Origin of the sequence: Paraburkholderia sp. JPY465 (assembly GCF_050436725.1) — a bacterium.
GTDB classification, from domain to species: domain Bacteria; phylum Pseudomonadota; class Gammaproteobacteria; order Burkholderiales; family Burkholderiaceae; genus Paraburkholderia; species Paraburkholderia youngii.
This window is the reverse complement of sequence record NZ_JBNDMT010000002.1, coordinates 209476-223995: the sequence shown is the minus strand read 5'-3', so window position 1 is coordinate 223995 and position 14520 is coordinate 209476. Positions and strand designations below refer to the sequence as shown.

13 protein-coding genes are annotated in these 14520 nt (G+C 65.9%); 10 read left to right on the top strand and 3 right to left on the bottom strand.

Translation table 11 applies throughout. From position 1 onward, the window contains the following. The first annotated feature begins 288 nt into the window (after positions 1-288). The 5 genes from QFZ94_RS03095 (at position 289) to QFZ94_RS03075 (ending at position 7446) form a co-directional block, all read left to right on the top strand. On the top strand, positions 289-3846 hold the full coding sequence (locus tag QFZ94_RS03095) for a response regulator (RefSeq protein WP_429455546.1): 3558 nt from the start codon (positions 289-291) through the stop codon (positions 3844-3846). A 34-nt stretch (positions 3847-3880) separates the two neighbouring features. Next, entirely contained in the window at positions 3881-4726 is an 846-nt protein-coding gene (locus QFZ94_RS03090; RefSeq protein ID WP_410849307.1) for a CheR family methyltransferase, read from the top strand. A 37-nt stretch (positions 4727-4763) separates the two neighbouring features. Next, a complete protein-coding gene (locus QFZ94_RS03085; protein ID WP_429455545.1) occupies positions 4764-5381 on the top strand; it encodes a chemotaxis protein CheB in 618 nt (205 codons plus the stop codon). 9 nt (positions 5382-5390) lie between these two features. Beyond that, on the top strand, positions 5391-6518 hold the full coding sequence (locus QFZ94_RS03080) for a hybrid sensor histidine kinase/response regulator (protein ID WP_429455544.1): 1128 nt from the start codon (positions 5391-5393) through the stop codon (positions 6516-6518). A gap of 103 nt (positions 6519-6621) precedes the next feature. Continuing rightward, on the top strand, positions 6622-7446 hold the full coding sequence (locus QFZ94_RS03075) for a helix-turn-helix transcriptional regulator (RefSeq protein ID WP_429455543.1): 825 nt from the start codon (positions 6622-6624) through the stop codon (positions 7444-7446). A 24-nt stretch (positions 7447-7470) separates the two neighbouring features. Here QFZ94_RS03075 and QFZ94_RS03070 read toward each other — a convergent pair whose 3' ends face one another. Continuing rightward, entirely contained in the window at positions 7471-8412 is a 942-nt protein-coding gene (locus QFZ94_RS03070; RefSeq protein ID WP_368583795.1) for a LysR family transcriptional regulator, read from the bottom strand. A 192-nt stretch (positions 8413-8604) separates the two neighbouring features. Between QFZ94_RS03070 and QFZ94_RS03065 the strand changes: the two genes are divergently transcribed. The 5 genes from QFZ94_RS03065 to QFZ94_RS03045 all read left to right on the top strand — a co-directional run bounded on the left by QFZ94_RS03065 (position 8605) and on the right by QFZ94_RS03045 (position 12515). Beyond that, complete coding sequence (locus QFZ94_RS03065; RefSeq protein WP_368583796.1) at positions 8605-9804, top strand: aromatic amino acid transaminase; 1200 nt, start codon at positions 8605-8607, stop codon at positions 9802-9804. A gap of 97 nt (positions 9805-9901) precedes the next feature. Next, a complete protein-coding gene (locus QFZ94_RS03060) occupies positions 9902-10696 on the top strand; it encodes a class II aldolase/adducin family protein (RefSeq protein WP_410849301.1) in 795 nt (264 codons plus the stop codon). A 71-nt stretch (positions 10697-10767) separates the two neighbouring features. After that, positions 10768-11751 (top strand): 2-dehydropantoate 2-reductase, encoded by a 984-nt coding sequence (locus QFZ94_RS03055; protein ID WP_429455542.1) that lies wholly within the window; start codon positions 10768-10770, stop codon positions 11749-11751. A 201-nt stretch (positions 11752-11952) separates the two neighbouring features. Further along, positions 11953-12234: a hypothetical protein gene (locus tag QFZ94_RS03050; RefSeq protein ID WP_429455541.1), complete on the top strand. Its 282-nt coding sequence runs from the start codon at positions 11953-11955 to the stop codon at positions 12232-12234. Further along, positions 12231-12515 (top strand): hypothetical protein, encoded by a 285-nt coding sequence (locus tag QFZ94_RS03045; protein WP_429455540.1) that lies wholly within the window; start codon positions 12231-12233, stop codon positions 12513-12515. Before QFZ94_RS03050 ends, QFZ94_RS03045 begins: the two co-directional genes overlap by 4 nt. Before the next feature lie 44 nt (positions 12516-12559). On the opposite strand, the gene QFZ94_RS03040 is transcribed toward QFZ94_RS03045, so the two are convergent. Continuing rightward, the gene (locus tag QFZ94_RS03040; RefSeq protein WP_368583801.1) at positions 12560-12745 is read right to left on the bottom strand and encodes a hypothetical protein; all 186 of its coding nucleotides are present in this window, start codon (positions 12743-12745) and stop codon (positions 12560-12562) included. A gap of 21 nt (positions 12746-12766) precedes the next feature. After that, positions 12767-14503 carry an FAD-dependent oxidoreductase gene (locus QFZ94_RS03035; protein ID WP_429455539.1) on the bottom strand — a complete coding sequence of 579 codons (1737 nt, stop codon included), beginning with the start codon at positions 14501-14503 and terminating at the stop codon, positions 12767-12769. Positions 14504-14520 lie beyond the last annotated feature (17 nt).

Here is a 14520-nt window from a genome sequence, read left to right as displayed (position 1 = left end):
GCTAAAGACGCTGGGCGTAGCCGCAATGCGGCGTGTCGATGACGTGTGTTCGATGCAGGGACCTGGCCGGTGCGAGCCGGCCAGGTTTCTTTTTGCATTGCTCGCCGCACGCGACCGACCGCGCGAGCGAACCGCGTCCTGCCAGCAAGGCTCGACCTGCCGCCTTCCGATACAGGATGAGTGTCGTCCTTGTATGATGACGGCGGTCGTTTCGCGGTACTCACCACCGTGCACAGACCCGCAAAATATTCCGCATCGACCCGATTCGCCATGCCACCTACAGAAAAAATGACCGCATCGCAGGCCGTCGATCAACTCCGTTTCCGCCGCATCCTTCGCCGCAATATCGCGCTGCCTTTGGGCGTCGGCCTCGTCACGATGGCGCTGTTCGTCGGCCTGATCGTTTATCTCGTGTCGACGATGAGTTGGGCCGAGCACTCCGAGCGCGTGATCGGCGACGCCAACGAAATGCTGCGGCTCGCGGTCGATCGCGAATCGTCGATGCGCGGCTTTCTGATCACCGGTGACGAGAGCTTCCTCACGCCGTATGAAAACGGCGGCCCGAAATTCAAGGCGCAGCTCGAAAGCTTGCAAAAGCAGCTCGCCGACAACCCGCTGCAGATCGCGCGGCTCAAGCAGATCGAGGCGTTGCAGCAGCGTTGGACGCGCTTCGCCGAAGAGACCATCGACGCGCGCCGCCGCAACCTGGACTATGAGAGCGCGATCGCAGCGGGGCGCGGCAAGGTCGAATTCGACGAAATACGCCGCGAATTCGGCGATTTTCTCGATGTCGAATTGCGCCTGCGCCAGCAGCGCGCCGAAGCGACGCGCAATGTGACGGGGACGCTGGTCGGCCTGTTCCTGCTGTTCAGCCTCGTCGTCAGCGGCCTGCTCGCATGGCGGGGGCGTCGTGAACTGCTGGACCTGTCGGAGACCTACGACAACGTGCTGCGTCAGCAGGCCGAGCAGACCACGCTGCTCGAGCAGCAGGTCTGGTTGCGCTCGGGCCAGCGCCTGCTCGCGGACAAGGTGGTCGGTCAGACCAGCGCGCCGCTCGTCGGCCGCGCAATGCTCGAGTTTCTCGCCCAATATCTCGATGCGGTCGTCGCCGCGCTCTACGTGCGCGACCGGCAAAGCGGCACGCTGCGCCGCATCGCCGCGTATGGATACAGCCGCGACAGCGAACAGACCGCCGCACCGAGTTTCGAGGAAGGCGAAACGCTGGTTGGCCAGGCCGCGCGCTCGCACCGCACACTGGTTTTGCGCGACGTGCCCGCCGATTATGTGCGGGTCATGTCGGCGACGGGCAGCGGCGCGCCGCGCAATCTGCTGATCCTGCCGATCGACAACGACGGCCAGGTCAACGGCGTCATCGAAATGGGCTTCCTGCGCGAAGTGAGGCCGCGCGACGAAGAGTTCATGGAGCTGATCCGCCACAGCATGGGCGATTTTCTCGAAGCGGCGCTGTATCGCGAGCGCCTGCAGGATGCGCTCGCCGAGACGCAGCAGCTGAACGAGGAGTTGCAGGTCCAGCAGGAGGAGTTGCGGGTCTCCAACGAAGGTCTCGAGGAACGCGGCCGCGCGCTGATGGACTCGCAACGGCGCCTCGAAGCGCAGCAGTCCGAACTCGAACAGACCAACGTGCAACTCGAGGAATATGCGCAGCGGCTGGAGCGCCAGAAATCGGATCTGCTGCGCGCGCAGAACGATCTGGCGGCCAACGCGGAGCGCCTCGAACAGTCGAGCCGCTACAAGTCCGAATTCCTCGCGAATATGTCGCACGAATTGCGCACGCCGCTGAACAGCTCGCTGATTCTCGCGAAGCTGCTGCAGCAAAATCGCAGCGGCAATCTGACCGAAGAGCAGGTGCGCTACGCGGAGACGATCCACGCGTCGAACAGCGATCTGCTCGTGCTGATCAACGATATTCTCGACCTGTCGAAGGTCGAGGCGGGGCAGTTGACGGTCGAACCCGAAACGGTGTCGATCGACGCGACGCTGCAATCGCTCGACGAAATGTTCCGGCCGATCGCGGCGACCAAGCACTTGCGGGTCGCCTTCGACAAATTGCCGGGTACCCCGGATACGTTCGTCACCGACGGTCAGCGGCTCACGCAGATTCTGCGCAACCTGCTGTCGAACGCGGTTAAGTTCACCGAGCGCGGCGAGGTCACGCTCGATGTCGCCAAGGTCGAGGACAACGTGCTGCGCTTCGACGTGCGCGATTCGGGCATCGGCATTCCGGCCGACAAGCTCGACATGATCTTCGAGGCATTCCAGCAGGCCGATGGTTCGACGAGCCGTCAATACGGCGGCAGCGGCCTCGGGCTGTCGATTTCGCGTGAATTCTCGCGGCTGCTGGGCGGGCGCATCACGGTCGCGAGCGAAGTGGGCAAGGGCAGCGTGTTTTCGCTGTGGCTGCCGCTCGATGCGCGCGAGGCCGCGGGCAGCGCGATCAACGCCGGCACGGGCATTGGCGCGCAGGCGACGGCGGAAGCGCCGTTGCTGCATACGCCGCTCGACGCCGCGCCCGCCGCGGTGATCTCGCCGGCGAATGGCCTAGCAAACCGGGCGTCGCCGATCGCGTTGCGCGACGCGTTGCTGCCCGGCACGGCCGCGCCCGCCGCCGCCGCGCCGATCGCGGACGATCGCGACAACCGCACGCGCGCCGGCCGTCTGATCGTCGCGGTCGAAGACGATCCGCCGTTCGCGGCGATTTTGCGCGATCGCGTGCACGAACTCGACTTCGACTTCGTGCACGCGAGCGACGCCGCCAGCGGTCTCGCGCTGGTGCGCGACATGCGGCCGGCGGCGGTGCTGCTCGACGTGGGTCTGCCGGACCGCTCGGGCCTCACGGTGCTCGAATGGCTGAAAAACGATCCGCTGACGCGCCACATTCCGATTCATATCGTGTCGGCTACCGATCACGCCGATAAGGCTCTGCACCTCGGCGCGATCGGCTACACGCTGAAGCCGACTGCGCGCTCGACGATGGAGGCTGCGATCCGCCGCCTCGAAGCGCGGCTGCAACAGCGCCTGAAGCGCGTGCTGGTGATCGAGGACGACGCGCCGATGCGCGAAAGCATCCGCGCGCTGCTGCAAAGTGAGAACACCGAGATCGTCGCGGTCGCGACACTCGCCGAGGCGTTCGAGCAATTGGGGGCGCTGGCGTTCGACTGCGTCGTCACCGATCTCGCGCTGCCCGACGGCACCGGCTACGATCTGCTCGAACGCCTCGCCGCCAACACCGCACACCCATCGCTGCCGGTGATCGTCTACACGGGCCGCATGCTGTCCGACGAAGAGGAACACCGGCTGCGCCGCTATTCGAAGTCGATCATCATCAAGGGCGCGAAATCGCCGGAGCGTCTGCTCGACGAAGTCACGCTGTTCCTGCACAGCGTCGAGTCGTCGCTCGCGCCGGAGCAGCAGCGCATGCTGCGCACCGTGCGGCAACGTGACAATGCGTTCGAGGGCCGCACGATCCTGCTCGCCGAAGACGACGTGCGCAACATCTTTGCGCTGTCGCACGTGCTCGAACCGCTCGGCGCGAAGCTGCTGATCGCGCGCAATGGCCGCGAGGCGCTCGACGAACTGGAGAACGGACCGGAAGTGCATCTGGTGCTGATGGACGTCATGATGCCCGAGATGGACGGCCTGACCGCGATGGGCGAGATTCGCCGCAATCCGCGCTTCGCGCATCTGCCGATTATCGCGCTGACCGCCAAGGCGATGGCGAACGATCGCACGCGCTGCCTCGAAGCCGGCGCCGACGACTACGTGTCGAAACCGATCGACGTCGACAAGCTCGTCGCGCTGTGCCGCGTGTGGCTGCGGCAGCGCTGAGAGCGCGAGCGCAAGCACGCAAACGAGAAACGCGATGAAACCGTCCGCATCTGACGTACCGCAGCGTCTCAGCGATTTCGACATCGAGCTGAAGCTGCTGCTCGAGGCGATCTATCTGAAGTATCAGCACGACTTTCGCCACTACGCGATGTCGTCGCTGCGCCGCCGCCTCGCGCAGGCGCTCGATGAATTCAACGTGGAGACGCTGTCGCAGCTGCAGGACCGCATCATGCGCGACGGCAACGAGTTTTCGCGGCTGTTCCGGTACCTGACCGTGCAGGTCAGCGACATGTTTCGCGATCCGTCGTATTTCCTCGCGCTGCGCCAACATGTGCTGCCGCGTCTGCGCACCTATCCGTCGGTCAAGGTGTGGGTCGCGGGATGCAGCACCGGCGAGGAGCTGTGGTCGCTGAAGATCCTGTTCGACGAGGAAGGCCTCACCGAGCGCACGCTGTTCTATGCGACCGACATCAACCCCGACGCGCTCGCGCGCGCGGAGGCGGGCATCTATGCGCTCGAACGCATCCAGGGCTTCACGCAGAACTATCTGGCGGCGGGCGGCACGCGTTCGCTGTCGGACTACTATCATGCAGCGTATGGCGGCGCGCGCTTTGCCGGCTCGCTGAAAGAGCGGGTCGTGTTCGCCGATCACAGCCTGTCCACCGACGAAGTGTTCCTCGAAGCGCATCTGGTGTCGTGCCGCAACGTGCTGATCTATTTTGATCGCGGCCTGCAGGATCGCGCGTTGGGGCTGTTCGAGAACGCGCTGGTGCGGCGCGGCTTTCTCGGCCTGGGCAGCAAGGAAAGCCTGCGGTTTTCGCGTCACTATCCGGCGTTCGACGAGTTCCGCGCGGCCGAGCGCATTTATCAGAAGCGTTAGCGAGGTCGCGATGCCATCTTCGAACGTGGAACCTGCCATGACTCATACCGCCGATGCTGGTGGCGCCGCGCGCGCGCGCGAGCCGCGCGGTTACGAGCTTGTCGTGATCGGCGGGTCGGCGGGCGGCATCGAGGTGCTCAACGTGCTGCTCGCCGCGTTGCCCGCGCGCTTCGCGGCGGCCGTGATGGTCGTCATGCATCTGCCGCCCGATTCGCCGAGCTATCTGGTGCCGGCGCTCGCGCATCGCTGCGCGCTGCCGGTGCTCGAACCCGATGCCGGCGAGCTGATCCTGCCGGGCCGCGTGCACGTCGCGCCGCCCGGTTACCACATGCTCGTCGAAGTGGACCGCACGGTCGCGCTGTCGACCGATGCGGCGGTGCGCTTCTCGCGGCCGTCGATCGACGTGCTGTTCGAATCGGCCGCCGCGGTGTACGGCGAGCGGCTGCTCGCGATCCTGCTGTCCGGCGCCAACGACGACGGCGCGCTCGGCCTCGAACGCGTGCGCGCGCTCGACGGCACCGCATGGGTGCAGGACCCCGCCAGCGCCGGTTCGGCGGAAATGCCGCGCGCGGCGATCGCGCGTGGCGCCGCCGATGCGATTTTCAATCCCGAAACCCTGGCCAGGCGCCTTGCCGCGCTGCCGACTTCCCTTTGATCCGATGCCATGACGAACTCACCTGTGAACATCCTGATCGTCGACGACATCGCCCACAACATCACCGCGCTCGAAGCATTGCTCGCGCGGCCCGACGTCGCGGTGCTGGTCGCCGACTCCGGCACCGCCGCGCTCGATCTGCTGCTCAAGCACGAAGTCGCGCTGGCGATTCTCGACGTCAACATGCCCGGCATGAACGGCTTCGAGCTGGCCGCGCTGATGCGCGGCAGCCCGCGCACCTCGCACGTTCCGATCATCTTTCTGACCGCGACCGCGCAGGACGCGTCGCGCACGTTCCGCGGCTACGAGGCGGGCGCGGTCGACTTCCTGTACAAGCCGTTCGATCCGCGCATCCTGCAGTCGAAGGTCGACGTGTTCGTGCAGCTGGAGCAGCAGAAGCGCCAGCTCGCCGCGCAACTGGTGACGACGCGCCAGATGCTCGAAGCGAACGAAATGCTGATGGCGGTGCTCAGTCACGATCTGCGCACGCCGCTCGGCGCGGTGCTCGCGTCCGCGGAATACCTGATGCGCACGGCCGCCGACGAGCAGGCCGCGACCGTCGCCGCGCGCGTGAAGAACAGCTCGCTGCGCATGGCGCGGATGGTCGATCAGCTGCTGAACCTCGCGCGCCTGCAAGGCGGACGTCTGCCGTTGCAGCCGCGCTCGATCGAACTGGCGACGCTGTGCCGCGCGGTGATCGACGAATTCGCGTCGCAGGACAGCGGCAAGCAGATCGTGTTCACCTGCACCGGCAATACGGCCGGCGCGTGGGATACCGATCTCGTGTGGCAGGCGGTGTCGAATCTCGTCAGCAATGCGCTGCATCATGGCGCGCCGGAGGGGGATATCGGCGTCGAGGTCGATGGCGACGCCGAGGATTGCGTGCGGCTGAAGGTGTCCAATCGCGGCACGATTCCGGCCGAGGTGTTTCCGCATCTGTTCAAGGCGTTCGGGTCGAACGGCAACGGCGCGCGCTCGCGCGAAGGGCTCGGGCTCGGTCTGCACATCGTGCAGGAGATCGCGCGGATGCATGGCGGCGACGTCAGCGTCGTATCCAGCGACGAGGCCGGCACGACCTTTACGATTGAATTGCCGAGGGTGGTGGCGTTGCAGCGGGGGTCGTTTACCGGGCGATAAGGCATCGCTGACGACTGGATCACGCCGGCGGACCTGCGCCGCGCACCGGCTGTGCTACGCTTGCCGCAACCCAATCCACGCAGCGCAAGCACCAATCCCCATCATGCGTTCCTGGCGCCTCGCATCACCGCAGCGCAGCGGTCAGATCAGCACCGCGCGCGCCACCGACCTCGTCATCGCGATCTCCCACCCGGATGCCGACGCGCTCGCCGCGAGCATTCTGCAGACGGTTGGGGAATCGTTGTCGCTGTCCGTCTCGCAGTGCACGATCTTCGCGTATGAGTTCGATGCGCGGCCGCGTACGGTGTCGGCGGCCGATCATCGCGGCGGGCATTTTCTGCGCGACGTCGCCGAACGCTACGCCGCGCATTTTTATGCGCTCGACGGCAATCGCGCGATCATCGGCCAGACCCATGACAGGCGGCGCAGTGCTTCACGGGATGGGCTGGTGCTGCATCAGCAGCGCGGCGACGAAATCGAAAACGAAGCGTATCGCGCGGCCTGCTACGCGCAGCCGAACGTATCGGACCGGCTGTCGTTGTTGGTTCAGCCCGCGGATAGCGTATGGCTGTCGATCAACCTGTATCGCGACCGCGCGTACGGCGTGTTCACGCCGGGCGATCTGGAGCGGGTCGAAAGCGTCGCGCCGCTGTTCGCGCATGCGGCGAAGGGCCATTACGCGCTGAACGGGCAGCATCAGCAGGGCACCGGAGCGGCGATGCTCGCGCGCGTGCGGCGCGCATGTCCGACGCTGACGCCGCGCGAGCTCGACGCGTTGCGTGGCACGCTCGAAGGCGCGAGCGCCGCCGAGATTGCCGGCAAGATGGGTGTGAAGCCGGCGAGCGTCGTCACGTATCAGAAGCGCGCGTATGCGCGGCTGGGGATTTCGAATCAGCGGCAACTGTTCGCGCTGTGTATGCAGCCCTAGATGCGCGACGCGTCGCATCGCGCATCAACTCCGCTTACCCCGCGCCTCGGCCTGCGTCTCCCGATCCCAGCGTTTCAACCACGGCATCACGAAATCCGCGAAACCATCGGCCGATGGCGACAGCGCCCGTTCGGTCGAGCGATACACGCACACCTCGCGAATCGTTTCCGGATCGACGATGCGCTTCATCACGAGCCCGAACGTGCGCGCGAGCGGCGCCACATAGGCCGGCGCGAGCGTGACCGCCAGCCCTTGCGCGGCGAGGCCGAACGCGGTAGTCACGTTATCGACGACATCGACCGGAATGATGCGCGCCTCGACCGGCAGATTGGCGCGCATCTGATCGACCGCGCGCTCATGGTCGCGGCCGGTCGCGACGATCGGCACGTCGCGCAGATGCTGCCACTGCACGCGGCGGCGAGCGGCGAGCGGATGCGCGGCCGCGCACCACATGACCCACGGACTCGCGAACGCGGCCTCGGCGCGCACGCGCGGCCCGCTTTGCCGGTCGGGGCCGATCGCGAGATCGATATCGCCGCTCTCCACCCGCTCCACCAGTTGCTCAACCACGGTATCGCAGACCCGCACGACCACCTTCGGCTTGTCGCGCGCGTACTCGGCGATCGCCGCGGGCAGCGCCGTCGATGCGATCACGAGCGGCGCGCCGACCCGCACGATGCCGGCCGCGCGATTGCGGATGTCGTCGGCGGACTGGGCGGCCGCGCGCACGTGGCGCAGCACCGATTCGGCCGACGCCAGAAAGTCCTGCCCCGCGCTGGACAGCGTGACACGCCGCGTGGTGCGATCGAACAGCCGGAAGCCGAGCTCCGTTTCGAGCTCGGCAAGCAATTGGCTGACCGCCGACGAAGTCAGCCCGAGCCGCTCTGCCGCCGCGCCGATGCTGTGCAGATCGACGATGGCGAGGAACGCTTCGAATTGGCGGATCGTGACGCGGGTAAGAGGCATACGATCGATTCTAAAGAAAAACTTACGAATCGTGAAAAAACGATTGATTGTGCGCGGCGCGCCGGCGACCGACACTCGTGCGGGTCGACTTAGCCCGGCAAACCCGCTTAGACTTAAGGTTTGCCCTGTCATCGCGCGGCGCGCGGACGACCGCTACAACAGGCCTGCACAGGCCGCCTTCAAGGACCCGTCATGTTCGACCATATTCCCGCCTATCCGGGCGACCCGATTCTGAGCCTGAACGAAGACTTTCAGCTGGACCCCCGGCCGAACAAGGTCAACCTCAGCATCGGCATCTACTTCGACGACGCCGGCAAGCTGCCGGTGATCGACGCGGTGCGCCGCGCCGAAACCGCGCTGCTCGACGCGATCGGCCCGCGCTCGTATCTGCCGATGGCGGGTCTGCCGCTCTATCGCGACACCGCGCAGGCGCTGGTGTTCGGCACCGACAGCGCGGCGCGCGCCGAAGGCCGGATCGCGACGCTGCAAACGCTCGGCGGCTCGGGCGCGCTGAAGGTAGGCGCCGATTTCCTGAAGCGCTATTTCGCCGGCTCGCAGGTGTGGATCAGCGACCCGAGCTGGGAAAACCATCGCGTGATATTCGAAGGCGCGGGCCTGACGGTCAACACCTACCCGTACTACGACCCGCAAACGGGTGGCCTGCGTTTCGCCGAGATGCTCGCCGCGATCGACGCATTGCCGGAAAAGAGCGTCGTGCTGCTGCACGCGTGCTGCCATAACCCGACCGGCGTGGATCTGAGCCCGGCGCAATGGGCGGAACTGGCGCCGGTTTTGCAGCGCCGCAAGCTGATCGCGTTCGTCGACATGGCCTACCAGGGTTTCGGCGCGGGCCTCGAAGAAGACGCCGCACCCGTGCGCCTGCTAGCCGACGCGAACGTGCCGCTGATCGTCGCGAACTCGTTCTCGAAGAATTTCTCGCTGTACGGCGAGCGTGTCGGCGCGTTGAGCGTGGTCTGCAAGAGCGCCGACGAAGCGGCGCGCGTGGCGGGCCAACTGATGTCGGCGGTGCGCGCGAACTACAGCAATCCGCCGACGCACGGCGCGCGCCTCGTCGCCAACGTGCTCGCCGATGCGACGCTGCGCGCGTCGTGGGAAGCCGAGCTCGGCACGATGCGCGAGCGCATTCTGGCGATGCGCAACGTGATCCACGCGGGGCTCGACGGACGCGTCGACGAAGTGATGCGCGCGCGCTATGTCGCGCAGCGCGGCATGTTCACGTACACGGGCCTGTCCGAAAGCCAGGTCGAGCGTCTGCGCAACGAATACGCGGTGTACGTGCTGCGCTCGGGCCGCATGTGCGTCGCCGGGCTGAACGCGCGTAACGCGGACTATGTCGCGTCGTCGATCGCGGCGGTGGTGTCGGGCGCCTGAAGCCGTCCGGCGGTTCAGCCGCCGTTGCAGCACGAGTGAATAGGGTGGCGGCGCGCATGGCCGCGCCGTCACAACCGCAATCATGGAGACACTGACGATGGCCACGACCCTCGAAGCGCAACCGGCGAGCTCGTCCAGACCCGCCGCGATGCATCCGGACGAATGGCAGGCGCGCGTGCAGCTCGCCGCGTGCTACCGGATCTTCGATCTGCTCGGCTGGACCGAGATGATCTACAACCACATCACGCTGCGCGTGCCCGAAACCGTCAGCGGCGCCGAGCGCCACTTCCTGATCAACCCGTTCGGGCTCCACTACAGCGAAGTCACCGCGAGCAATCTGGTGAAGATCGATGCACACGGGCGGGTGCTCGACGGCTCGCCGTATCCGGTGAATCCGGCCGGCTTCGTCGTGCATGCGGCGATTCACGAGGGCTTGCCCGACGCGCACTGCGTGATGCACACGCACACCACAGCGGGCGTCGCGGTGGCCTGTCTCGAAGAGGGCCTGCAGCAAACCAACTTCTATAGCGCGCAGTTGCACGACCGGATCGCGTATCACGACTTCGAAGGCATCACGATTCATGCGGAAGAGGGCCCGCGGCTGCTCGCGCATATCGGCGACAAACAGGCGGTGATCCTGCGCAACCACGGTCTGCTATCGTGGGGCCGGACGTTGCCGCAGACCTTCGCGATTCTGTGGACGCTGAATCGCGCGTGCGAAATCCAGATGGCGACGTTTTCGATGGGCCGCGCGCGGCCGGTGCCGGAGGAGGTCGCGATGCGCTGTTCGCGCGACGCGCTGCAGTTCGACCCGCGCCACGGCGCCGGGCAAGACGTGTTCGATGCGCTGGTGCGGCGGGTCGACCGGATCGATGCGAGCTACCGGCAATGATTGAAGCCACCCGTAAAAGAGCGCGACAATCAACGCTGCGATAAACACAGTAACAGGCAAGGATTCAGGCGATGAAAGTAGCGATCTACGGCGCCGGCGCGATCGGCGGCTGGATGGGAGTGAAGCTCGCGCAGGCGGGGCATCAGGTCAGCGTGGTCGCGCGCGGCGCGACGCTCGACGCGGTGCGCCAGCACGGTCTGCGGCTGATCGAAGGCGGCGTGATCTACGCCGAGCAGGTGAAGGCGAGCGACAAGCCGGCCGACCTCGGCGTGCAGGAGCTCGTCGTGATCGCGGTCAAGGGCCCGGCGATGGCGGCGGTGGCCGCGCATATCAAACCGCTGCTCGGCCCCGAGACGATCGTGCTGACGGCGATGAACGGCGTGCCGTGGTGGTTCTGCGACGGCCTCGGCGGCGAGCTCGCCGGCCAGCGCCTGAAGACGATCGACCCCGACGGCGCGATCGCCGCCGCGATCCCGACCGCGCAGACGGTCGGCTGTGTCGTGCATGCCAGTTGCCTGATCGACGCACCCGGCGTGATCCGGCATCACCAGGGCAATGGGCTGATCGTTGGCGAGGCGTCGGGCAAGCCGAGCGAGCGTATCGAACTGCTCGCCGCGCTGTTGCAGGCGGCGGGCTTCCATGCCACGGCCTCCGCGCAGATCCAGCGCGACGTCTGGTTCAAGCTATGGGGCAACATGACGATGAACCCGGTCAGCGCGATCACCGGCGCAACGACCGACCGGATTCTCGGCGACGAACTCGTGCGCGGCTTCGTCACACACATCATGCTGGAGGCGAAGGAAATCGGCGCGCGCTTCGGCATCCCGATCGACCAGGCGCCCGATGACCGTCACGCGGACACGCTTAAGCTCGGCGCGATGAAGACGTCGATGCTGCAGGACGTGCAGGCCGGCAAGGCGGTCGAACTCGATGCGCTGGTCGGCGCGGTGCGCGAGCTTGGGCAGCTGACGCACGTGCCGACGCCTTATACGGACGCGTTGCTCGGGATCGCGCGGCTGCATGCGAGTACGTTGGGCTTGTATCCGAAGCAGTGAGGTTGTCGTCGTAGCGCCTTCGGGTCTGGGAAGGAAGAAAAGCCGCGCGTTGATCGCGCGGTTTTTTTTGGCACTCGCGGAATACCGGACTTCGTTCAAAACGCATCCAACGTTGCCGTCCTCTAGTCAGCGGTGTAACGACCGCCACGGGCACACGGGCAATTACGCGTCGCTGTGGCCGTTTGCAACTGGGAGACAGCGATGGGTATCAATGTGAATGGCCAATTGGTCGGCAGCGGAGTCGATCTGAATGCGGGCGACTCCGCGTTCTGGTGGGTGGGTCCGATGAACTACGGCGAAATCCTGTGGGCGGCAGCCATCCCCCTGTCGGGACTGCCGTGGGACAAGAACATCGAAGTCCGCAGCCTTTCCAACGATTGCGATGCCGAGGGCAATCGTGTCGTGCTGCTGGAGGTGCATAACACGAGCGCAACCGACTTTGCTTCCTACGGACTCTTCATTGCATGGACCGACGCAATTTGAACCTGGCCGCTGTGCATTCGCTCAATTCCATCGAACATGACGAGGAGTCCCCCATGAAGGTCCATATCGAATACGATCAGCAAGGCAATATCAAAGCAGTCGCCGTGCTGGCCAGCGGCGGCCAAAAGCGTGGGATGCTCAAGGCGAGCGCTGGCCACAGCATCGCCGAAGTCGATTTTCCCGACGGCAAGCATCCCGGCGATCTCGATCATTTGAAGGAGATTCGCCAGCGCTATCGCATTGAGCCGCATGGCGGCAGTCATCGGCTCGCGGAAAAATAATCGGCTCGCCACCGCCTCCGGGGAGGCGGTTTCTTTTTCCGACGCTAGGCCGCGGCGGCGGCCGGCAGTTTCGCCGCTTCGATCAACGACAACGCCCGCCGCGGGTCGTCGAGTTCGGTCAGGCACAACAGCGCGAGGCGCGCCAGATACAGCGACGCCTGCGCTTCGCCTTCGTGCGTCAGCGTGTTGCACAGCGTCGTATAGACGAGGTCGAGATCGGAATCGGTCATGGTGTCGAAGGTCCTTGCGCGTTAGTTCTGCAGCGTCAGCGTGGCATCGAGCGCGTGCCGCACGGCGGCCGGGCTGCCGTTGCGCCAGCGCGCCAGCACGTGGCCGTCGGGGCGGATCAGATAGACAGTGCCGGGCTGTGCGCCGAGCATGTCGTGCAGGCGGCCGGTCGGGTCGATCGCTCGAGGATCGTTCGTCGATCGCGCTTCGGCGGTGACGATGTCGATCAGGTTGAACGGAATGCCCTGGCTGGCGAGCGTGCTTTGCAGTTGCTGCCACGACTCAGCGTCGTTCGCGTGGTCTGCGTCGAAGCGCAGCGCGGTGAAGCACGGCCCGAGCAGGTCGGTTAGATGAATGCCGATCCGTGCGCCATCCTGCGATTGTTTGACCAGCCTGCACTCGGGCAGCACGGTGCCGGGCGCGGGACCGCGATCGAATGCATCGGCCTTGTCGCCCACGAAGTTCAGCGGCGATTGCCGGTACGCGATCGCATGCGTCTGGCGCGGATTGATCAGCGGCCGCACCGCCGCATGATGCTCGGCGAGTCCGAGCACGGCCGTGCGCAGCAGATCGAACGCGAAGGTCGGCGGCGCCATGAATTCGGTGCTTTTCATGCCGTAGCTAAGATTCTCGCGCGCCGCGTACACACGTTCGTCGCTATAGCTATCGAGCAGCGCTGGCGACGCGTTCCCATTGATCACGCAGCCGAGCTTCCAGCCGAGATTGTCGGCGTCGTCGATGCCGGAGTTCGCGCCGCGCACGCCGAAGATCGGCACCAGATGCGCGGCGTCGCCCGCGAACAGCACGCTGCCGTGCCGGTAGCGTTCGAGCGTTAGCGCATTGGCCTTGTAGATCGTGATCCAGATCGGCGACCACGCGCCGGTTTCGCCCATCGAATCGAGCAGGTTTTGCACGCGCGGCATCACGTTCTCGGGCAGCACGGCGGCGTCGGGGTCTTCGTCGTCGCGCAACTGATAGTCGATGCGCCACACGTTGTCGGGCTGCTTGTGCACCAGCACCGTCGAGCCCGGATTCGACGGCGGATCGAAATAAGTGAGACGTTCGGTCGCGCGCGTGCTGTCGAGTTCGATATCGACGATCACGTAGCGGCCTTCGTAGGTCGTGCCGGTGAGCTTCAGCCCGAGCAGGTCGCGGATCGTGCTGCGTCCGCCGTCGCAGGCGACGACCCACGCGGCGTCCATCTGCCAGCTCGTGCCTTTCGAATCGGCAGATTCGGCGCTGCGCAGCGTCAACGTCGCGCCGCCTTGCGGCCGTTGCACGAGGCCCGTCACACGCGTTTGCCAACGCACGTCGATCAGATCGCCGTGCCGTTCGATCTGGTCGAGCAGCAGCTGTTCGATCTGATACTGCGCGATATTGATCATCGGCGGCAGCGACTGCTCGTCGTCCTGATGCATCGCGAAGCGGAACACCTCGGTGTCGCGATAGAAGCTGCGCCCGCCGGTCCACGCCAGCCCCTTTTGCAGAAACCCATCGACGACGCCGAGCCGCTTGAAGATTTCGAGGCTGCGTCGCGAGATGCAGATCGCGCGGCTGCCGGTGCAGACGCTGTCGTCGGCCTCGATCAGCACCGAGCGCACGCCCTGGCGCGCGAGCGCAAGCGCGAGCGTCATGCCGACGGGACCACCGCCGACGATCGCGACGGCGCGCGTTTGTGGATCGCGTCCGTCGACGAGCGGCGGCAGCGCGGCCGGATAACGGCGCGGCGCGAACGGATAGGGCTTGAACGGACGGGTCATGCGTGTCTCCAGTTTGC

Excerpts from the sequence above, each read along its gene's own strand:
- QFZ94_RS03095 (WP_429455546.1), top strand. The coding sequence starts at position 289 with ATGACCGCATCGCAGGCCGTCGATCAACTCCGTTTCCGCCGCATCCTT.
- QFZ94_RS03090 (WP_410849307.1), top strand. The coding sequence starts at position 3,881 with ATGAAACCGTCCGCATCTGACGTACCGCAGCGTCTCAGCGATTTCGAC.
- QFZ94_RS03085 (WP_429455545.1), top strand. The coding sequence starts at position 4,764 with ATGACTCATACCGCCGATGCTGGTGGCGCCGCGCGCGCGCGCGAGCCG.
- QFZ94_RS03080 (WP_429455544.1), top strand. The coding sequence starts at position 5,391 with ATGACGAACTCACCTGTGAACATCCTGATCGTCGACGACATCGCCCAC.
- QFZ94_RS03075 (WP_429455543.1), top strand. The coding sequence starts at position 6,622 with ATGCGTTCCTGGCGCCTCGCATCACCGCAGCGCAGCGGTCAGATCAGC.
- QFZ94_RS03070 (WP_368583795.1), bottom strand. The coding sequence starts at position 8,412 with ATGCCTCTTACCCGCGTCACGATCCGCCAATTCGAAGCGTTCCTCGCC.
- QFZ94_RS03065 (WP_368583796.1), top strand. The coding sequence starts at position 8,605 with ATGTTCGACCATATTCCCGCCTATCCGGGCGACCCGATTCTGAGCCTG.
- QFZ94_RS03060 (WP_410849301.1), top strand. The coding sequence starts at position 9,902 with ATGGCCACGACCCTCGAAGCGCAACCGGCGAGCTCGTCCAGACCCGCC.
- QFZ94_RS03055 (WP_429455542.1), top strand. The coding sequence starts at position 10,768 with ATGAAAGTAGCGATCTACGGCGCCGGCGCGATCGGCGGCTGGATGGGA.
- QFZ94_RS03050 (WP_429455541.1), top strand. The coding sequence starts at position 11,953 with ATGGGTATCAATGTGAATGGCCAATTGGTCGGCAGCGGAGTCGATCTG.
- QFZ94_RS03040 (WP_368583801.1), bottom strand. The coding sequence starts at position 12,745 with ATGACCGATTCCGATCTCGACCTCGTCTATACGACGCTGTGCAACACG.
- QFZ94_RS03035 (WP_429455539.1), bottom strand. The coding sequence starts at position 14,503 with ATGACCCGTCCGTTCAAGCCCTATCCGTTCGCGCCGCGCCGTTATCCG.